This window comes from Hymenobacter seoulensis (assembly GCF_054780535.1).
On record NZ_BAAGWD010000004.1, the window covers coordinates 295,554 to 315,775 of the forward strand.

Here is a 20,222-nt window from a genome sequence, read left to right on the forward strand (position 1 = left end):
TGCTGGTGCGTGGTAGACCGTGTCTACAGCTTCGGAGCAACGGCCGTTAGCTCCTGCAGCGCCGGACCAATGAAACGCACTATGTCACCGGCCACAAGGCCTGCTTCGCCGGTTTGCTGCGCAGCCAAGTCGCCAGCGCGGCCGTGGGCATACATCCCCAGGATAGCCGCATCAAGCGGCGCCAGACGCTTATCGGCCCGCAGAGCCAGCAGCAGACCCGTCAGCACATCGCCACTGCCGCCGGTGGCCATGCCGGGGTTGCCGGTGCTGTTAAAGTAAAGCTGGCCAGTAGGGGCAGCCAGCGCGGTGTAGGCGCCTTTGAGTACGCAAAAGCACTGGTAGGTGTGAGCAAATTCCCTGAGCTGCTCTAGCCGCTCGTAATCATGAGCCGCCGGCTTTCCAACCAACCGTTCAAACTCTTTGGGGTGTGGTGTGAGCAACGACTCCGGGGGCAGCAGCTTGAGCAACTCCGGATAAGCTCCCAAAATATTCAGCGCATCGGCATCGAGCACCAGCGGTACTTTGGCTTTGCGTAAAAGCTGCCGCAGTACGTCGCAGGTAGCATCTTCCTGCCCCAGCCCCGGCCCGATACCAATAGCCGCATACGGTCCTAGCTCCGGCAGCTCCGTTACGAAATCGGTGGCGGGGTCCGTGAGAGCCATGGCCTCGGGAGCAGAGGTTTGCAGGATGGTATAGCCTACTGCTGGTACCCGTACCGTGAGCAAACCTACGCCGCCCCGTAGGCAAGCTTGTGTCGCCAGTACTGCTGCGCCTATTTTACCTCGGCTGCCGGCTAGCAATAGCGCGTGGCCAAAAGTGCCTTTATGGCTGAATTGGGTTCGGGCCGGTAAGCGGCCTAGGATAAAGTTATCATCCATAAAGTAGTTATCCACAGTAGTACTGTGGATAACCTCAGGGTCGAGCCCGATGGGAAGTACCTGCCAGTTACCCACGTACTCGGCATGTTGCGGCAACAGGAAAGCCAGCTTAGGCAGCTCAAAACTTATCGTGAACCGGGCCCGCACGATAGCGCTATCAGCAGGCTGTGCAGTATCAGCGAACAAACCGGAGGGAATATCAATGGCTACAATAGCTGCCTGAGAAGCATTCAGGTGATGTACCAAAGTAGCGGCGGCGTCCGTTAGCGGCCGGCTCAAGCCCGTGCCAAATAGGGCATCAAGCACCAGTGCTTGCGGGTGTAATGGTGGGAAGTTGCCGGCTGTAAGTTCCTGGCAAGAAACTTCCGTGGGCAGCCGCTCCCGATTATGCATGTAGTCAGCGGAATAGCTTGCGGCCGGTAACAGCCACACCTGCGGAGTATAGCCAGCCTCGTATAGCTGCCGGGCAATGGCCAACCCGTCGCCGCCATTGTTGCCAGTGCCGCAGAAGATGTGTATTTCAATACTATAGGCCGGCTGCAGCGTATCCAAAAGCCAGGCAGTTGCCGCCGTAGCGGCCCGTTCCATCAGGTCGGCGGAGCTAATACCCTGGCTCTGAATGGTAGCCTGGTCAAGAGCACGAGTCTGGGCAGCGGAGAGTATTTTCATAATGTAGTTATACTGATAGGCTAATCAACTACGGCAATATTCTAGCAAAAAAACAAGGCACTAAGCTCGTATGGCATTGGAGTTAGCCCTATGAAGTAAAGTTAAACTTCCGGCTAGCCTGTCGCGTTTGTAGCTATTCGACTTCTGCACTAATTTTCTATACCTCATGCAAACCTGGAACGACGTCATCCGGCTGGCCAACCACGGCAGCCCGGCTCCCGATAAACGAGTAGAAAAAACCGATGCTGAGTGGAAAGCCCAGCTGACACCTGAGCAGTACCACGTAACGCGCCAGCACGGCACCGAGCGGGCATTCACTGGTGAATACTGCGAGGCTCACGAAGCAGGTCTGTATGCTTGTGTGTGTTGCGGTACGCCGCTGTATGATTCGACCACCAAATTTGAATCAGGCACGGGTTGGCCAAGCTTCACGCAGCCAGTAAAAGAAAACGCCATTCGCTACAAGAAGGACACCAGCTATGGCATGACGCGCGTGGAAGTGCTCTGCAACGTCTGCGACGCCCACCAGGGGCACGTGTTCCCCGATGGTCCGCCGCCGAGCGGCCTACGTTTGTGCATCAACTCGGCTTCCATTAAGCTGGTAACCGAAGCAGAAAAAGTAAGCTAGCCCGCTAGGTCTAGTTGTGGTTGAAAGGCTCCTTACCGCTGCGGTAAAGGAGCCTTTTGCGTATATGCTAGGGTCCTAACCGGAGCAAAGCCGAAAACAGACGTGGCCGGCATCTTGGGCCTGTGATTTTTATCCCGATTTTTGTAGCCCCGCTGCCCTGAACCCGGGGGCAACCGCCCGTGTTACGAGCCTTTCCCACCCTCTTTTCCTACCCCACCCATGTCTCTGCTCTTCACCGATTTTGCCAGCTGGCAGGCGCATTGCGCCGCTACCCAGGAGCCTCTGTTCCAACCCGTACTAGCTTATGAAATAGAGCAAAAGGGTCGCACAGAAGAAGAAATATGGGCGGGCCTGCAACGAGCCTACGATGTGATGCGCGACGCCGTACATACGGGCCTTACCCAAAACATGACCTCCCGCTCGGGCATGGTAAACAACGGAGCCAAGAAGATTGCGGCCTCGCCCGTAACCGTTCTGTCGCCGGAGTTTAAGCAGCTCGTAACGCGCGCCTTGGGAGCGAAGGAAGTGAATTCCTGCATGGGCCGGGTGGTGGCTGCTCCTACGGCCGGCGCTTCGGGTATTTTGCCCGGCGTGCTGGTTACGCTCCAGGATATTCATAAGCTCGAAGACCGCGCGATTCTGGAAGGGTTGCTGGTGGCTGCGGGGGTAGCGCTTATTATTGAGCAGAATGCTTCCCTGGCTGGTGCCGTAGGTGGGTGCCAGGCTGAAACGGGCTCGGCGGCAGCCATGGGCGCGGGTGCCATTGTGTACTGCTTAGGAGGCTCCGTAGAAGAAACCTTTGCGGCCGTAGCCATCACCATTCAGTGTATGTTGGGCCTCGTCTGCGACCCGGTAGCGGGCCTCGTAGAAGTGCCCTGCGTGGTGCGCAACGCCTCGGCAGCGGCCATTGCCTTCAGCTCCGCTCAAATTGCCATTGCTGGCGTCGATCCCGTAATTCCTGTAGATCAGTGCGTGGCGGCGCTGGGCGAAGTAGGCCAGAGCATGGAAACCCGCTACAAGGAAACCGCGCTAGGTGGACTGGCCAACACAAAGCGCGGCCGCGAAATAGAAAAGATGGTGCTGGTGCAGGACGTGCACATTTTGCCCGACGAAGACCAGCAATAGAACGTAGGTTTTACATTTCGATTAGAAGCGAGGAGTATAGGAGCTAGCCTACCAGGAAGCCCCGGCTCCTCGTTTCTGCCTAGTGCCCCGAATGAATGATATTCACTGGCTTAAAGAAGGGTAGGGTAAGCTAAATGGGCTTTATCTCGGGCGCCATGGTCAGTTTGGCTAGGTACATGATGGCAGGCGTGTAATGGGAGCGGAGCTCTTGATACTTCTTCCAAGCGGCTTCCTCATCGGCTACCAGCGGAATCCCAGCTTGGGACAATTGTTGGCAAGCGTCGCGGAAGTCAGCATGCTGCGGGTTATTATCGGGCTGATAGTCGCTGAGAGAATCGGGCGCTTTTGTCTTCGCTGATACCTCAAAAAAGCGTGCTACTCGGTTGATAGCCACACTGCCTGCCTTTAGGCACATCACCATATGCGGGTCGCGGGCTAGGTCTACGGTGCTGATAATTAGCGAGGCGGCATCCAAGATAAGGTCGGCGGCCGTTACCCAGGAGCGCCCCGGCTGCGGAGAACGGAAAAAAGAGAGAATAGGCAGGGAAGTGTGGGTTTCTTCAATCTCAATAAACCACTCTTCCCAATGCTGCCACTGCGGGCCGTGGTGAAGCAACTCTGCTTCATGAAGCCACACTAGCAGCTCCACGGCCGAAGCTTTAGGGCCGGCCCGCAACTCAAGCCGGGCTACCGTAAGCTCCCGCCGCGAAAATGCCTGGTAAATGGTAGGCAGGTAAGAAATCAGCAGCGTGAGCAGCAGCAGGCCCAACGTAGCCTCTGAGTACGACATGATGTTAGCCAGCCCATGCTTACTGGGCTCTTCTGAGCCTAGGGTAAGTAAGGAGCTGTTGCTAATGCGGTAGCAGCGTTCTAAATCGCCTTCTCCCAGAGCCCAGTAGATAATGGTGTAGCCAAAGCTGACCACTCCCAGCCACGCAATAGGCAATGCTACTAGGCCTACGGGAGCGTACAAGGCCATTACCTTGTCGCGTTGCTCGTAAGTTTTGCCTAAGGAGGCCATGGCCTCGAATACTTTTCGGATGCCCTGAAACACCCAGTTGTTAAGCAGCACCGACTCATTGCGGGGCAATACAAACGAACGAATGGCCGACAACACAGTGTAGGCCACCATAAAAGCGCCAATGGAGAAAACCAGCGCGTTAATACCACTATTCAGCATGCATACGTAGCCATCCGCGGCTGAACTGCCGCGCTTGCCTTGTACTTGGTTATAGGAAATGAGGTTGGGAAAGAAGCTGAGGTGCGGTTACTTGCGTTCCTTCCACAATTGCCGGAAGGTTTTGGGCGCTACCTGTACGGCGTCGCGGCGCTTGCTCCAGCCTACTTCGCCTAGCAAGCGGCTCAGCACCCAGTTTTTGGCTGAAGCCGGTGCCAAATCCCACACCCAGCGGCGCTTCATACCGTGCATCCACAAGGCAATAGCCCGGCGCTCTTCCTTATCTGTAAGGCCTTCCTGTACGCTCTGTTGGCGGTTTTTGAGCAGAATATTGTGAATAGGAATCTTGACGGGGCATACCGAGGAGCAGGCCCCACATAGGCTGCTGGCGTAGCTCAAGTGCTTATTTTCGGCCATGCCGCTCAGGTGCGGCGTAATAACCGAGCCGATAGGGCCAGAATACGTGGCCTCGTAGGTATGGCCACCAATGTTCTTGTACACGGGGCATACATTCAGGCAGGCGCCACACCGGATGCAGTTCAGGGCCTCGCGCTTGTCGGGTTGGGCCAGCAGGTTGGTGCGGCCATTATCCAGCAAAATCACGAACATTTCTTCCGGCCCATCCTTTTCCAGCGGCTGGCGCGGCCCGGTGTAAATGGTGTTATACACGGTTACTTGCTGGCCGGTACCGCTCGTGCTGAGCAACGGCCAGAACAAATCTAGGTCTTGGAGGCGTGGAATTACCTTTTCAATGCCTACAATGGCAATGTGGGTTTGCGGAAAGGTGGCTGAAAGGCGGGCGTTGCCTTCGTTCTCCGTGACGGCAATAGCGCCGGTATCGGCAATAATGAAGTTGCCACCCGTAATGCCTACCTCGGCAGCGGTGTACTTGTCGCGGAGCAGGTGACGGGCCGTGAGCACGAGTTTCTGCGCATCATCTGTGTACTCAATGCCGAGGTGCTTCACGAAGATATCGGCAATATCGAGCTTGCTCAGGTGCATAGCTGGCGTCACGATATGGTAGGGACGCTCCCCGTTCAGCTGCACAATAAACTCGCCCAAATCCGTTTCTACCGACTCAATGCCGCGCTTTTCGAGGTATTTGTTGAGGTGGATTTCCTCGGTGGTCATGCTTTTGGCTTTCACCACAGTGCGGGCCTTGCGGCGCTCCATAATCTTGCCCACCTCAAACAGCGCTTCCTCGGCGTTCTGCGCCCAAATGACCTTGCCACCCTTCGCCGTGAAGTTCTGCTCAAATTGCAGCAGGTATTCGTCTAGGCGGTTGATAACCTGTGTTTTGAGGTACGAGGCCCGCGCCCGCGCTAGCTCATGATCCTGATAGAACCCTAGCCCCGTTTGCACAGCCGCATTATACTTGCCGATGTTGAAGCGAATCTTGCGCCGATGCTCCAGGTCAAAGGCTTTGCGGTCAGAGTCGGTGAGGAACTGAGCGGCTTTGGTAGGGGCAAGGGGGGTAGTGGTCGTCGGATTCATGGCAGGCAGCAGGTTGACCCAAAGGTCAGCAAATATAAAAACCCGCCGCCCCCTATTGGGTTCGACGGGTTTTTGAAGGTAGGAAGAATCAGAGAAGAAATTACCTATTTCTTATTCGAGTCAACTACAATGCGCTGGTCGCGAGTCGCTAGCTCCCAGGCAGTGTAGAACACTAGGCGGGCGCGCTTCTCCATTTTCGGGAATTCAATCTTGTCTACTTCATCTCCCGGGCCATGGTAGTCATCGTGCACGCCGTTGAAGAAGAAGGCCACCGGAATGCCGTGCTTGGCAAAGTTGTAGTGGTCGGAGCGGTAGTAGAAGCGGTTGGGGTCTTCTGGGTCGTTGAAGCGGAAGTCGAGGTCCATCTGGGTGTACTTCTCGTTCTGCGCTATCAGCACTTGGTGCAGCTGCGAGCTAAGCTTGTCGGAACCAATGACGTACACATAGTCGCCTTTGCCTTCGTGGTCCTTATCCGTGCGGCCCACCATGTCGGTGTTCAGATCCACCATCGTTTTCTCCAGCGGAAAAATGGGGTGGTCGGTGTAATATTCGGAGCCGAGCAGGCCCTTTTCCTCGCCCGTTACGGTCAGGAACAGGATGCTGCGGCGCGGACCGTGCCCCTCTGCTTTGGCTTTCACGAAGGCTTCGGCCATTTCCAGCACCGTTACCGTACCGGAGCCATCGTCGTCGGCACCGTTGTGCACTTCGCCGTTAATGACACCAATGTGGTCGTAGTGCGAAGAAAGCACCATGATTTCATCTTTCAGGTCCGTGCCTTCCAGATAGCCCAGCACGTTTTCAGTCGTGAAGTCCTCGGTTTTCTTGGCGGCTTTTACTAGGGTCTTGGCGGGCTTGAAGGTGCCAGCTACGGGCTTGCCGGCTTTGTTGATGCCAGCGGTGTACTTGGTAACAGCGGCCGAGGTAGTACTCAGCATCTTGTAGCCTACTGCCGGCGACACGAAGAAGGCCGTAGCGCGGTTGCCGTCGGGTTTGGCGTCTTTGAAGGCAATGCTGGGGCGGCTGATGTAGGGCGTCATGCGCGCAGCCAGCTTCTGGAAGTTACTGTTCGGGTTGAAGTCCACAAAGAATACCGAGCGGGCACCTTTCTGGCTGGCCAGCTGAAGTTTGGCGCGGAAATCCTGGCCCCATTTGCTGTTCTGGCCATCTTTGCCGAGCAGCGCCGTGCCTTTATCGGTCTGGGGTTCGCCCATCAGAATCAGCAGGTCTTTGCCTTTCACATCGCCTAGGGCAGCGTAGTCGGAGTACCCATCCTGCTCAATGCCGTAGCCCGCAAATACGGGCTGCACGGCGGTTTCCTGCGCGAAGCCGGTGTTGCCGTAGGCGTAGAAATCGGTCAGCCACTTGTAGCTCTGGCCGCCCACTTTCAGGGTAGCGCCATCGGCCCAGGTGCTGCGCACCATGGTGAAGTGCTGCAAATACGGGTTGTCGGAGCCCTGCACCGGACCTTGCAGGCCTAGTTCCTTGAAGCGGTTGGCAATGTATTCGGCGGCCATTTTCTGGCCTTTCTCGCCGGTTTCACGGCCTTCGTACGCATCGGAGGCTAGTACCGTCAGGTGCGTGCGCAAATCGGCCTGCGTGATGGTTTCAGCGTAGGTGCGAGCGAAGTCGGTGGCAGGGGCGGCCGGAGCGGGGGTGGCTTCAGCGGCCGCGGGCATCTCCGTTTTGGACTTGCGCTTTACCTTGACTTTGGTTTTCTCGGGTTTCTGCTGGGCCACGGCCGAGGTGGCCATACCGGCCGCCAGCAGCAGAGCCAGGAAGGAAGTTTTCTGCATACAGTAAGGAATGTAGGGGATGAGCGTGGGTGGGTTGGGTGGGGAACAGGACCTAGGGATTGTGGCCCGCACAATGCCTGCGGCAACGCAGCGGCGCCTGTCACAAATTCACCGGTTTGCAGGCTAGGGTTGCATGATAAGCACCGCCGCGTACGCGGCCACACCTTCACGCCGGCCTACAAAGCCTAGCTTTTCAGTAGTAGTAGCTTTAATGCTGATGTCGTTTTCCTCGATGCCCATTACCTCGGCCAGTACGCGCTGCATTTCCGGAATGTGCGGATTTACTTTCGGCGCTTCCAGGCAAATGGTGGAATCGATGTTGGAAATACTATAGCCCCGCTCCGTGAGCAGGCGCACAACTTCCGCCAGCAGGCGCTTCGAGTCGATGCCTTTGTATTGCGGGTCGGTGTCGGGGAAATGGAAGCCGATGTCGCGCAGGTTAGCCGCGCCCAGTAGCGCATCACAGATAACGTGGATGAGCACATCGGCATCGGAATGGCCCAGGGCGCCGTGGGTGTGCGGTACCTGAATGCCGCCGAGCCAGAAGGGCAGGCCCTCCCGCAATTGGTGCACGTCGTAGCCGAAGCCGGTACGAATTTTCATAAAAGCAAAAGTTTGGGGAACAGAGTGGCAAGGTACACCAACGCAGCGGACTAGGCCATACGCCGCCGCAAACCCAAAAAAAGTTGCGCCTGGCTAAAGTATATGACTTTGCTAATCGTCAGGGAAAGTAGGGAACTATCGACCGCTGGAAATTGATAGCAAAATACTAATGGAAACTTAGGAATCATTTAAAGTTTCCATAGTACCTTTGCCCACGAAGTAATGGAAGTGAAAGATAGAATCCTGCAAGCGGCCCTGGGGCTCTTTACCCGCAACGGCATCAAGAGCGTGTCAATGGATGACATTGCTACTCATTTAGGCATCTCCAAAAAGACTCTGTACAAGTGGTTTGAAAACAAAGACCAGATTGTGTCGGCGGTTATTGCCAACCACCTGAACGGTGTGCAAGGGGAGTGTGAAGGCATCATCGGCAAAACCCAGAACGCGGTGGACGAGATGGTGCAGATGATGGACTGGGCAGAACGTCAGTTTGCCGAGGTAAACCCCAACGCCATTCATGACCTGCGCAAATACTACCCCGAGGCTTGGAACCTGTTTCACGCCCACAAGAACAAGTACATCCTCAGCCAGATTCAGGACAACCTGCGCCGCGGTGTAGCCGAAGGCCTCTACCGCGCCGATCTGGATATCGAAGTTCTCTCGCGCCTGCGCCTGGCCCAAATTGATATCCTCTTTGACCCCGCGCTCTTCCCGCATACTCAGTTCAATCAGAGCCGGGTACAAATGGCCTGCAATGAGCACTTTTTGCTAGGTATGGTAACGCTCAAAGGCCACAAGCTCATCAACGAGTACCGTCATGTGACGGAAGAAGAATAAGCTCCATTCCTCGCTTTTTGCATATGAAAAATAACCTCCGCGTTTTGTTGCTGGCCGCCGGGCCGGGCCTGCTGGCCCCCGCAGGTGCCGCACTGGCGCAGACCCCTGCGGCGCGCCCGGCCCTAGCCGGCCAGGCGGCCCCAACCGGCAACCTGCCACTGTCGTTGCAGCAGGCCGTTGAGTACGCTATCCAGAACAAGTCTTCGCTGCTGGCCACCCGCTTGGGCGAGCAGACGGCCCGCGCGCGGGTGGGCGAAATCCGGGCGGCGGGCCTGCCGCAGGTAAACGTAGCCGCTAACCTGGCTGATAACTTCAAGCTCCAGAAAAGCCTAGTAGATTTTGGCGCCTTTGCCGGTGGCAAAACCGCCACGCCCCTGACGGCCGCCGATATTGCCGCGGCTCAGGCCGGCCAAACGGTGAACATTGAACCCATTACGCTGCCCGCCGACCCAGTGCCCCCGCAGGCTATTGCCTTCGGGTTGCGGCACGCCGGCAACACCAGTGCCTCGGTGTCGCAGCTGCTCTTTGATGGGTCTTACCTTATCGGGTTGAAAGCGGCCAAAGTGTACGAGCAGCTGGCCCAGAAGCAAACCCAGCAGGCTGAAATTGATGTAGTAGAGCAGGTGAGCAAGGCGTATTACAGCACCCTGGTGGCTCGCGAGCGGCTGCAGCTGCTGGCCCGCAACGTGCAGCGCCTCGATACCATTCTGTACCAAACCAACGAAACCTTTAAGGCTGGTTTTGCCGAGAAGCTGGACGTGCAGCGCCTACAGGTGCAGCGCAACAACTTAGTAGTGGAGCAGCAGAAAGCCCAGCGCCTCACGGAGCTGAGCGTAGCCTTGCTGAAGTTTCAGATGGGCCTGCCCCAGGACCAAACCGTGCAATTAACCGACTCGCTTAGCTCGGCTGTGGTAGATGCCGGCGCGTTGCGCCAGCGCCTAGGTGCCGCCGACTTCGCAACTGGTGGCGGCGTAAGTGGGCTGGGCGGCGTGCCTTCCGCACCTGCGCCTACCACTGGCAACGCTACCGAGCAAAATCGCCAGGACCAGCAGACGGCCCTCAGCGGAGGCCGCACGGGGCAGCTGTCGGCTACTTTCAACTACAACAACCGCATCGAGTTTTCAACCCTGGAAACCCAGCAGGCCCTGGCCGGCCTCGACCTGGCCAACCGTCGGGCGGGTGCTTATCCGCGCCTGCTGGCTACGGCGGCCTACGGTTTCACGGGCTCGGCCAACACCCGCGGCGACCTGTTTGCTTTCCGCGGACCTGATTCCCGGGCGGCCAACGGCTTCCCGAACCAGAACTGGTTTGGTTTCGGCAACGTGGGCCTGAGCCTACAGATTCCGGTGTTTGATGGTTTCCGCCGCAAGTACCAGGTGCAGCAGGCCCGCATTCAGCAGCAGACCATCGAGAAAGGCTTCGAGACACTGCGCCAGAGCATTGACCTGCAGGATGCCCAGAGCCGCACTACTCTCATCAACGCCCTGGATGTGCTGGATAACCAGAAGGCCAACCTGGAGCTGGCCGATGAGGTAGCCCGCGTATCGCGCATCAAGTTTAAGGAAGGGGTGGGCTCCAACCTGGAGGTAGTAACTGCCGAAACCTCCCTGCGCGAGGCGCAAACCAACTACTACGCCGCCCTCTACGATGTGCTGGTTGCTAAAGTCGATCGTGATAAAGCCACTGGCGAGCTATACAGCCAGGCGAAAAAGTAAGCTCTTGCTTTCCTCTCTTATGACTACCCTCTTCCCCATGAAATACGCTACTTCCGCCTTTCTGCTAACCTTGGGCCTGCTCACTGCTTGCGGCGAGAAAGATCCGAAAGCTGAACTGGCCAAGCTGAAGCAAGAGCAAGCTTCTAACCAAGCCAAAATTGCTGAGCTGGAAGCCAAAGCCGGTGCTACCGGTGAAAAAGCGGCCATTCAGGCTACTCCCGTTTCCGTTATCAGCGTGGCTCCCGAAAGCTTTAAAAGCTACTTGGAAGTACAAGGCCGGGTTGATTTCGACCAGAATGCTACCGTAGCGGCCCGCGCGGCCGGTACGCTTACCAGCCTGCGCGTACAGCGCGGCGACCGGGTAAGCAAAGGACAGACCCTGGCTACCATTGATGCCTCGGTACTTGATGCCAGTATTGCTGAGTTGCGCACCCGCATGGACCTAGCCCGTGTGGTGTATCAAAAGCAGGAGCGCCTCTGGAAACAGGAAATCGGTACTGAAATTCAATACCTCCAGTCCAAAAACAACTACCAGGCGTTGCAGCGCAACCTGGCTACGCTAAACCAGCAGCGTGCCCTGTACAGCGTGGTGGCTCCTTTCGCGGGTACTGTAGATGATGTGCTGCCCAAGCTGGGCGAAGCCGTAGCACCTGGCTCGCCGGTGGCGAAACTGCTGAGCGGCAGCGGTACCGGTAAAATTGTGGTGGATGTTTCAGAAGCCTACGCCTCGCGCATCAAGGCCGGCGACAAGGCCTTGGTGTCTATTCCGGACCTAGGCCCGGAGGAAATGACTGCTGCTGTACGCGTTGTAACCAGCACCATCAACCCTACCAGCCGCACCTTCACCACGGAGTTGCGCCTGAACGGCAACAAAGCCGGCCAGCTGCGCCCCAACATGGTGGCGAACGTGCGCATTCAGAACTACGACCGCCCGAATGCCACGGTGCTGCCCGTTGACCTAGTGCAGAAGGATGAACAAAACAGCTTCGTGCTGGTAGTGAGCGAGAAAGGTGGTCAGAAAGTGGCCGCCAAGCGCATCATCCAGACCGGCAATACTTACAACGGTAAGGTAGAAGTAACCGGTGGCCTGCAGAACGGCGACCAGGTGATTTCAGCAGGCTACCAAAACCTGAACGAAGGCCAAGTGGTGAGTTTGTAGTAGGTGCTGCCGGTTTGCTCGTCTGGGCAAGCTAGGAAGCCCCGCTACCACCAGAACGTCAAAACCAGAACTCATGCAGGATTTAGAGAAAGAGTTCAAGCCGACCTCCTGGTCGATTGATAATAAAACCAGTATTTACATTATCACCTTGCTGCTGTGCGTGGCGGGTATCTTCTCCTACATCAAGCTAGGAAAAGAGAAGTTTCCGGATATCGTGATTCCGCGTATCATCGTGGCTACTATTTATCCCGGAACCTCACCCACGGACATCGAAAACTTGGTGACGCGTCAACTTGAAAAGGAAATCAAGAGCGTAAACGGGGTAAAGAAAATCAGTTCTACCTCCAACCAGGACTATTGCATCGTGGACGTGGAGTTTGACTCCGGCGTGGACGTGCAGTACGCCAAGCAGCTCATCAAGGACGCCGTTGATAAGGCCCAGAATGAGCTGCCCAACGACTTGCCTTCGCCACCTACCGTGCAGGAAGTAAACCTTTCGGAGCTGCCGATTATGAACGTGAACCTGGCCGGCAACCTGCCCGTGAGCCAGCTGAAAAAGTTTGCCGACGAGTTCCAGGATAAGATTGAAGCCCTGCCCGAAATTACCCGCGTGGATATCATCGGGGCCTTGGATCAGCAGGTGAACGTGGATGTGGACCTGAACCGCCTGCGGGCTTCCCGCCTGAGCTTCAGTGATATCAGCGCTGCTATTGCCCGTGAGAACATCACCATTTCCGGTGGTTCTGTGGATGTCGGCTCCCAGAAGCGGGCCGTGCGCGTAGCCGGCCAGTATGTACGCGCCGCCGACATTGCCGACATTCAGGTGAAAAACCTAAACGGCTCGGCTGTGCGCCTAGGTGACATTGCAACCGTAACCGACGCCTTCAAAGACCGGGAATCATACGCTCGCCTCGATGGTAAAACGGCTGTAACTCTGAACGTGATTAAGCGCCAGGGCGAAAACCTGATCGACGCCTCCGACAAGATCAAGCTGATCATCGACGAGTCGAAGAAAACGCTACCCAAGGAACTGACCATAACCGTAACCGGCGATACCTCCAACGATACCCGCGTTACGCTGCACGACCTGATCAATACCATCATCATCGGCTTTATTCTGGTAACGCTGATTCTGATGTTCTTCATGGGCACCACCAACGCGTTGTTTGTGGGCCTTTCCGTGCCGATTTCGATGTTCCTGGCTTTTGTGCTGCTGCCGGGCTTCGGGTTTGCCCTGAACATGATTGTGCTCTTCGCCTTCCTGCTGGCGCTGGGTATTGTGGTAGATGATGCCATTGTTGTAATCGAAAACACGCACCGCCTGCTGCACGAGCACCCCAACCTGACGACGGCGCAAGCTGCCAAGTATGCTGCCGGCGAGGTGTTTATCCCGGTATTGGCTGGTACGCTCACTACGGTGGCGCCGTTCGTGCCGCTGATGTTCTGGCCGGGAATTGTGGGTAGTTTCATGTTCTACCTCCCCGTGACCCTGATCCTGACCCTGATGTCGTCGCTGATTGTGGCCTTCATCATGAACCCGGTGTTTGCCGTGTCGTTCATGGAGCGCGAAGATCACCACGCCGAAGACAACAAGCCCAAGCTGACCAAGAACTTCTTGATAGCCATGGGTGTGCTGACGCTGATTGCCGTGATTGGCTACGTGGCCGGCTCCACGTTTGTGGGCAACCTAACGCTGACTCTCATCGTGCTCTGCTTCCTGGATAAGTTCGTGTTCATCCACATGATTGCCGCGTTCCAGACCAAGGTGCTGCCCCGCTTCCAGAACGGCTATGCCAGCCTAGTAACCTGGGCCATCAGTCACCCGGCGCTGGTGATGATAAGCATGGTGGTGCTGTTCTTCGTGTCGATTTTTGCGGTGGGCGCGCGCAGCCCCAAAGTAGACTTCTTCCCTAGCGGCGACCCCAAATTTGTGTACACCTACCTGAAAATGCCGGTAGGTACGCGCGTAGAAGTTACTGACTCGGTTGCCCGGGTGCTGGAAAAGCGGATTAATGGCGTAGTAGGGGAGAATAACCCCGACGTAGAATCCATCATCACAAACGTGGCCATTGGCGCCAGCGACCCCGGCGAGGCTTCGGCTTCTGGTACGTCGCAGTCGAATCTGGCTAAGGTTGCCGTGGCGTTCAAGGAGATGAGTGAGCGTACGGGCCCGCCGACGCTTACTTACATGGACAAAATCCGGGAGGTAGTGAAAGGCATTCCCGGCGCGGAAATCTCTGTAGACAAGGAATCGAGCGGACCGCCTACGGGTAAGCCCATTGCCATTGAAGTAGCCGGCGACGACTACCAGACCCTGGCCAAGCTCTCCAAGAAAGTAACCCGCTACATTGATTCGCTGAAGATTGGCGGCGTGGAGCAGTTGCGCTCGAACCTGGAAGACCGCAACCCCGAAATTGCGGTAGACATTGACCGGGTGCGCGCTAACCGCGAAGGCATCAGCACGGCCCAGATCGGCTCTGAAGTTCGGACGGCCATTTATGGCACTGAGGCCAGCAAGTTTAAGACCCCCGACGACGAGTACCCAATTCAGGTGCGCTACGCCGAGCCTTACCGCTCCGATGTGGATGCCATCCTGAACTCGCCCCTCACGTTCCGCGACGCTACCGGCGCCATCCGGCAGGTTCCGATTTCGTCGGTGGCCAACGTCCGCTACGGCACTACTTATGGCGGTATCAAGCGCAAAGACGTGAAGCGGGTGATTACTATCTCGTCTAACGTGCTCAGCGGCTTTACCGGGCCCGATGTGGTGCGCCAGATTGAAACGGCCTTGAAAGCTTACCCAACGCCGGCAGGCTACACCATTAAAATGGGTGGCGCGCAGGAAGATCAGCAGGAAACCAGCTCCTTCCTGGGAGTGGCGGCCGTTGGCGCTATTGCCCTTATCTTCTTGGTGCTGGTGATGCAGTTCAATTCCGTGAGCAAGCCCATCCTGATTCTGACCGAGATTATCTTCTCGATTATTGGGGTAATGCTGGGCTTGGCCGTAACGGGCATGAACATCAGTATCGTAATGACGGGCGTGGGTATAATTGCACTGGCTGGTATTGTGGTGAAAAACGGTATTCTGCTCGTGGAATTCACGGATATCCTTCGCTCGCAAGGCATGCCGCTGCGGGAGGCCATTGTGCTGGCCGGCCGGACGCGTCTGAACCCGGTAATCCTGACAGCTACGGCCGCCACCCTAGGTCTGATTCCGCTGGCAATCGGTCTGAACATCGACTTCTACGAGCTGTTCAACTCGGGCCACGCCAACTTCTTTATCGGCGGCGAATCCGTAACCTTCTGGGGCCCGCTGGCCTGGACCATCATCTTCGGACTGGTTTTTGCCACCGGAATTACCCTGCTGGTGGTGCCGGTGATGTACCTGCTCACCGAAAGCCTGAAACTGCGTCTGAATAAGAATCCGGAGTCTCCGGTATCTACCGAAGAAGTAGAGGCCGCTCGCCCGCCCGTGCTGGCTGAGTACTAGGCTTGCTTTCAGCTCAAACCCTGGCAAACATTGGCTTGGTATCCTTGAGGTACTGGCCGTGTTTGCCAGGGGAAAGAGCTCAGCGCAAGCGGCTAGTGCAATTTTTCTGGGAGGCCTTGCAACCATTTTGTTGCCCACAGTACTCCTCCGCCCGAAAGGGCGAGGGAACGTCTGACGGACCAGGCCCACCCGTGTTAGTAGCATCTCGTACCCTGTCGTTCTCTCTTATGTATTTCTCAACGACTACCGACCCCAAAACCATTCAGCAGCAAGTGCTGCGCATTATCAGCAAGCGCAAGGCTATAAAGGCCCGGCGCCTGCGTATTGGCAGCAACCTCAGCCAGGAGCTGGGCTTCGACACCGTAGATGTGGTCGATATCATTCTGGAGCTGGAGCGTAATTTTGATATCACCATCCCCGATGAAGTGCCTTTGGCTACCATCGGCGACTTTGTTGATTACGTGACTTCGCACGCAAAAGCAGCCTAGTAGCTGCAGGCGTAGCAACCGCCCAACTGGTGCTGTGCTATGTTTCTCTCCTTAAGAGTTACTAGGTACCCAAACAAGCCAAAGCCCCTGCAATCAGAGTACCATGTGAATGGCATTCTGGCTGCAGGGGCTTTGGCTTGTTTGGGTGCTTACGAACGGCTAGCGAACGTTGCCGCCTGCGTCGCCGCCGCTGGGCCGGCCGGAGTCGGCGCTGAGGCGTGGCTCGCGGCTGCTGTCCGTGGTGTTGGCAGCAGCATCAGCGTGCGGCTTAGCATCAGCCGGAGTAGTTGGGTCAGTAATAGTGGTCGGAGCAGGCTTGCTGCTATCAGGCGAGCTGATGCCGGAATCGGTGTTAGAAGAAGCCGAGCGATTAACAGCAGGTGCTTCCACGGGGTCGATAGAAGGCGAATGAGCTGCCTTGTCTTCCACAATGACGGCGTCACTTACCAGTGTGGGGCGGGTCTTCTCCCACTCCAGAAACTTGTCCATTTCTTCTTTGATAGTGGTGCTGAACCAGGCCACTAGGGCTACGTCATCAAGCAAGCCTAGTACCGGAATGAAGTCCGGAATCAGGTCGATGGGGCTCAGAAAATAAATGGTGACGGCCACCGCCGCTATTACTGTAGAAGTGGGCAGACCGGTGTACTCGCCGGAAACTGAAGTGCGAATGAGGCGGAACAACGACTGGAGCGTTTCCCAAGCCTCGTGGGCAATGGTACCCACGTCGTTTTTGTCGCTGGCCTTCTGGTACGCGTCATTCAGCAGCTGCTTCATGCGCGTGGGCTTTTTTATGTACTCTTCAGCTTTGCCGACAAACTTTTTGAAGAGGGGGGAAGAGGCAATATGTTCGCCTTTAGGGTTTTGCTTGTCCATGGAGCGGTAGGAGAGAGAATGGTGGCAGGAGCAGACAAATGCTCCAACGTGGTGCTATACTCCGTTGGAGCAAAATGGTTTTAAGCGGGTAGAAAGCTGCAAAAAAACAAAAAACGCTTCGTTCTGCTGAACGAAGCGTTTACAATCGGTTGCTGCGCGTAAGGGGCCTAGCGGTCTACGCGACCAGCAGCATAAAAATTGCGGCTGTAATAGGCCTGGTTTAGTGAGCTTACCATCACGCCGCCATTGGTGGCCGAATGCACAAACTTGCCATCTTTCAGATAAATACCTACGTGGTAGATGGGCTGGCCTGGGCCGCGACGGAAGAACACCAGGTCGCCGGTTTGCATTTCGCTTTTCTGCACATGCTTCACGCTGCTGAACATGGAGCGAGAGCTGCGCTGCAGGGTAATGCCGTAAGCTTCTTTGAAAACGCGGGTTACAAACCCAGAGCAATCGGTGCCGCTTTTGCTGTTGCTGCCGTAGCGGTAAGGGGTGCCGAGCCAGGAAACCACAGTTTCGAGCAATGACTGGTCTTCGGTATAGCTGGCATCGATGCCTAGCTTATGGGCTACTTTATCGTAGGCCAGAGAATCAGAAGAAGTAAGCAGGCGGGGCTCATCCGTGCCGGAGAGCAGCGTGCTAAAGAAAGATGCCTCTTGGGCAGCTGTGGCTGAGGAAGCAGCCGTAGGATTGGATTCGAAGCAAAAAGAGAGGACCATCGAGGCCGCGGCGAGGCAATACAGTATGCTGTTTTTCATTGTCCGTCGAGGGGTGTCAAAAGCACTATCGGGGGCAACCAGATAGCGTAGGCGTACTTCCTTTATTCGATAGGCAACCGGGCAGTCCGGATAGCAAAAAGAGAAACAAAAAAGGTCTTTTTGGTCGCCAAACCAGTAGTCCAGTTCGATGGCCAGTGGTTAAAGCTAGGTCTAAATTTCCGGAAGCACCAAGCTTTGGTACCTTTTCAGGTGAAAGTTCTTCTTAGGAGTCAAGTTATTTTTGAAAAAATCATGGCGTAAAAGCCAACTGGTCTCAAACCGTCTGCGTATACTCCGGCCCGTTTTTACCTGCTTATGGAGCTGCCCCGTATTGTTGAGAATTCCCCGTTGGCCCGCCTCGCTCGCTTAAAGCTCGGGGCGGGCAATGTGGCCATGGTGCTCGGCGCCAGTATTCACCTGAGCGGGGTTTCCAAAGAGGAGTTTCTGCGCGACCCGTTTTGGGTGGCGCACGAGATGGAGCACATCCAGCAGTATCGGCAGTTTGGTCGGCTAGGCTTCTTGGCGCGTTACCTCCTCGACTGGATGCGCCACGGCTATTATAACATCCCGTTTGAAGTAGCTGCCCGCGAAGCTGCCGAGCTCAATGCCCATCTGTACGCGCAAGGGCTACCATTGCCAACTGAAGCCGAGCGCCATCCCACACCCAAAGCCAGGCAGGGCAAGGCGTAGACTACCGCTATAGGTTGTTTTACTAGGTATGTAGGTAGGCCAAACCCTATGGTGCCACCGGTAGTAGCTGCCTAGAGTGCCGCCAAGCGGCCACCATCTACCACTAGGGTTGTGCCATTGATGAAGCTAGCCTCAGGTGAAGCCATAAAGCAGATAGCCGCTGCTAGCTCTTCGGGCGTACCTACCTGCCCCGTAATTTTTTCGTGGCCGTTTTTTACGTTGGGGTTATTCCAGAGCATGGGCGTATCCACAGCGCCGGGGGCCACGGCGTTGATGCGCGCATGTGTATGCGGAACTTCCTGGCTGAGGCCGCGCACAAAGGCTTCCGTGGCGCCTTTGCTGGCGGCGTAGGGTACTACATTGGGCGTAGTTTGCGCCGCGTGCACCGAGCTGACAGCGACAATGGCACCGTGCTTCATGTGAGGCAGGCAGAGCTGGGTCAGCCGAAACAACGGCCGCAGATTTACCTGCATCAGCTCATCCCAGTGCTTGGGGTCTAGTTTCTGGATGGAATCAAAGGTCATCATGCCGGCGTCGTTGATGAATACATCGATGCGGCCCCACTCTTTTATGGTACGCTCTACGGCGCGCACTAGCTGGCTGTCTTTGCCTACATCCGTCCGGATAAACAGGGCACTGCCGCCCGCTTTTTGAATAAGCTGAACCGTTTCCTTGCCTTCTTCCGCATCACGACCTAGTACGGCCACACTGCCGCCCTCCTGGGCCAACCGGATGGCCACGGCCCGACCAATACCCGAGGTAGCGCCCGTCACCAGACAAATCTTGTGTTGGAAGCGCTTGTTACGGTCGGGCACAGAGGAAAATGGCATGGCAGTACAGGTAGGGTAGATGCTGGCAACCAACAGAACAGGCCACTGATTGTTGGTTCGGTCGGCTGGTATAAGGCCAGAATACGGAAGTTTGAGGCAAGTAGAGGTAAGCGAAAATAGCCGGAGTACCGTTCTGCTTGAGCGGAGAGCAGAAATTGCCCAAAACCTCATGCCTGTTTTATAGCACACGCCATGTGCATCTAGCCTAGCGCACTTCAATTACTAGCCTTCGTGGTATACACCAGCTACCAATTGGGAGCCGCCTGCAAGCTCGAAAAGGAGAATTAAGTTGGATTAGGCTAATATTTGATAAATTTTACTAGAACAATTATAACCTTCGGAAGGGTTTTCACGAATAGGGGATAGAAATCGGCTAATCGCCTGATATCAACTAGTTCTACTACTTAACCTCCCTTTCTATGAGCACGCAAAAGCCCAACCAACCCGGCGCTCCCGCCCATAAGCACGTAACCTTCACTCCTGCCAACGAGGCCAACCAAGGCGCCAGCGGCTCCGCTGAAAATGCGGATAACACGGCTTCTTCGGCTTACAACGAGGCTAGCCGCTCCAACTCGCAGACATCGGGTGCTTCATCGCAAGGCCGTTCGAACTCTTCTAGCCAGTCGGGCCAGCAAAACTCGTGGCTGGATCAGCAGCAGTGGCTGAAAAATATCGACTTAAAGCAAGTAAAGGACCTAGGCACGAAAGCCATTGACCAGGTTAACCGCCTGTCGCCTACCCAGAAAGTGGTAGGAGGCGCCCTGCTGGTAAGCGGCCTAAGCTGGCTGGCGCTGCGCTCGAAGAGCAGCAGCTCAAAAGGCGAAACCTACCGTTCGTACCGCGGCTCCGCTGACAGCAGCGACAAAAGCTCGAAGTGGAACAGCGCCGACAAGAAAAGCTCAGACAAGTGGAATAGCTCCAGCGAGTCAGTATACCGCGGCACCACGTCGCGCACGTACGGCGAGGACGACTACGCTACCGATCTGTAAGCCAACCTCAAATTTGCCTTAAA

At 56.2% G+C, this 20,222-nt stretch carries 16 protein-coding genes and 1 pseudogene; 9 read left to right on the top strand and 8 right to left on the bottom strand.

Going from position 1 to position 20,222, the window contains the following annotated elements:
- Positions 1 to 23: 23 nt before the first annotated feature.
- Positions 24 to 1,547: a bifunctional ADP-dependent NAD(P)H-hydrate dehydratase/NAD(P)H-hydrate epimerase gene (locus ACYVHC_RS17195; protein ID WP_460615025.1), complete on the bottom strand. Its 1,524-nt coding sequence runs from the start codon at positions 1,545 to 1,547 to the stop codon at positions 24 to 26.
- A gap of 166 nt (positions 1,548 to 1,713) precedes the next feature.
- Here ACYVHC_RS17195 and msrB point away from each other — a divergent pair, with 166 nt between their 5' ends.
- Both msrB and sdaAA read left to right on the top strand, forming a co-directional pair.
- A complete protein-coding gene (msrB, locus tag ACYVHC_RS17200) occupies positions 1,714 to 2,175 on the top strand; it encodes a peptide-methionine (R)-S-oxide reductase (protein ID WP_460615026.1) in 462 nt (153 codons plus the stop codon).
- A 219-nt stretch (positions 2,176 to 2,394) separates the two neighbouring features.
- Positions 2,395 to 3,300 carry an L-serine ammonia-lyase, iron-sulfur-dependent, subunit alpha gene (gene sdaAA, locus ACYVHC_RS17205; RefSeq protein ID WP_460615027.1) on the top strand — a complete coding sequence of 302 codons (906 nt, stop codon included), beginning with the start codon at positions 2,395 to 2,397 and terminating at the stop codon, positions 3,298 to 3,300.
- Between the two features lie 130 nt (positions 3,301 to 3,430).
- On the opposite strand, the gene ACYVHC_RS17210 is transcribed toward sdaAA, so the two are convergent.
- The 4 genes from ACYVHC_RS17210 to ispF all read right to left on the bottom strand — a co-directional run bounded on the left by ACYVHC_RS17210 (position 3,431) and on the right by ispF (position 8,367).
- A complete protein-coding gene (locus ACYVHC_RS17210) occupies positions 3,431 to 4,480 on the bottom strand; it encodes a hypothetical protein (RefSeq protein WP_460615028.1) in 1,050 nt (349 codons plus the stop codon).
- Between the two features lie 87 nt (positions 4,481 to 4,567).
- On the bottom strand, positions 4,568 to 5,971 hold the full coding sequence (locus ACYVHC_RS17215; protein ID WP_460615029.1) for a lactate utilization protein B: 1,404 nt from the start codon (positions 5,969 to 5,971) through the stop codon (positions 4,568 to 4,570).
- 104 nt (positions 5,972 to 6,075) lie between these two features.
- Entirely contained in the window at positions 6,076 to 7,764 is a 1,689-nt protein-coding gene (locus ACYVHC_RS17220) for a M28 family peptidase (RefSeq protein ID WP_460615030.1), read from the bottom strand.
- 123 nt (positions 7,765 to 7,887) lie between these two features.
- A complete protein-coding gene (gene ispF / locus ACYVHC_RS17225; protein ID WP_460615031.1) occupies positions 7,888 to 8,367 on the bottom strand; it encodes a 2-C-methyl-D-erythritol 2,4-cyclodiphosphate synthase in 480 nt (159 codons plus the stop codon).
- 222 nt (positions 8,368 to 8,589) lie between these two features.
- On the opposite strand from ispF, the gene ACYVHC_RS17230 reads away from it, so the two are divergent.
- From ACYVHC_RS17230 to ACYVHC_RS17250, 5 genes are all read left to right on the top strand, one after another.
- Complete coding sequence (locus tag ACYVHC_RS17230; RefSeq protein WP_460615032.1) at positions 8,590 to 9,204, top strand: TetR/AcrR family transcriptional regulator; 615 nt, start codon at positions 8,590 to 8,592, stop codon at positions 9,202 to 9,204.
- Between the two features lie 23 nt (positions 9,205 to 9,227).
- Entirely contained in the window at positions 9,228 to 10,919 is a 1,692-nt protein-coding gene (locus ACYVHC_RS17235; RefSeq protein WP_460615033.1) for a TolC family protein, read from the top strand.
- Positions 10,920 to 10,938: 19 nt separating this feature from the next.
- Positions 10,939 to 12,078 carry an efflux RND transporter periplasmic adaptor subunit gene (locus tag ACYVHC_RS17240; protein ID WP_460615034.1) on the top strand — a complete coding sequence of 380 codons (1,140 nt, stop codon included), beginning with the start codon at positions 10,939 to 10,941 and terminating at the stop codon, positions 12,076 to 12,078.
- Between the two features lie 73 nt (positions 12,079 to 12,151).
- Positions 12,152 to 15,568 carry an efflux RND transporter permease subunit gene (locus tag ACYVHC_RS17245; RefSeq protein ID WP_460615035.1) on the top strand — a complete coding sequence of 1,139 codons (3,417 nt, stop codon included), beginning with the start codon at positions 12,152 to 12,154 and terminating at the stop codon, positions 15,566 to 15,568.
- Between the two features lie 227 nt (positions 15,569 to 15,795).
- Entirely contained in the window at positions 15,796 to 16,056 is a 261-nt protein-coding gene (locus ACYVHC_RS17250) for an acyl carrier protein (RefSeq protein WP_460615036.1), read from the top strand.
- A 519-nt stretch (positions 16,057 to 16,575) separates the two neighbouring features.
- Here ACYVHC_RS17250 and ACYVHC_RS17255 read toward each other — a convergent pair.
- Positions 16,576 to 16,929, bottom strand: a pseudogene (locus tag ACYVHC_RS17255) (YkvA family protein); the annotation flags it as partial.
- A 167-nt stretch (positions 16,930 to 17,096) separates the two neighbouring features.
- Positions 17,097 to 17,690 (bottom strand): C40 family peptidase, encoded by a 594-nt coding sequence (locus ACYVHC_RS17260; RefSeq protein ID WP_460615037.1) that lies wholly within the window; start codon positions 17,688 to 17,690, stop codon positions 17,097 to 17,099.
- Positions 17,691 to 18,005: 315 nt separating this feature from the next.
- On the opposite strand from ACYVHC_RS17260, the gene ACYVHC_RS17265 reads away from it, so the two are divergent.
- Positions 18,006 to 18,380 carry a hypothetical protein gene (locus ACYVHC_RS17265; RefSeq protein WP_460615038.1) on the top strand — a complete coding sequence of 125 codons (375 nt, stop codon included), beginning with the start codon at positions 18,006 to 18,008 and terminating at the stop codon, positions 18,378 to 18,380.
- 71 nt (positions 18,381 to 18,451) lie between these two features.
- Here the strand turns inward: ACYVHC_RS17265 and ACYVHC_RS17270 are convergent, their stop codons facing one another.
- On the bottom strand, positions 18,452 to 19,210 hold the full coding sequence (locus ACYVHC_RS17270) for an SDR family NAD(P)-dependent oxidoreductase (protein WP_460615039.1): 759 nt from the start codon (positions 19,208 to 19,210) through the stop codon (positions 18,452 to 18,454).
- Positions 19,211 to 19,629: 419 nt separating this feature from the next.
- Here ACYVHC_RS17270 and ACYVHC_RS17275 point away from each other — a divergent pair, with 419 nt between their 5' ends.
- The gene (locus tag ACYVHC_RS17275; RefSeq protein WP_460615040.1) at positions 19,630 to 20,199 is read left to right on the top strand and encodes a hypothetical protein; all 570 of its coding nucleotides are present in this window, start codon (positions 19,630 to 19,632) and stop codon (positions 20,197 to 20,199) included.
- The last annotated feature ends 23 nt before the right edge of the window (positions 20,200 to 20,222 follow it).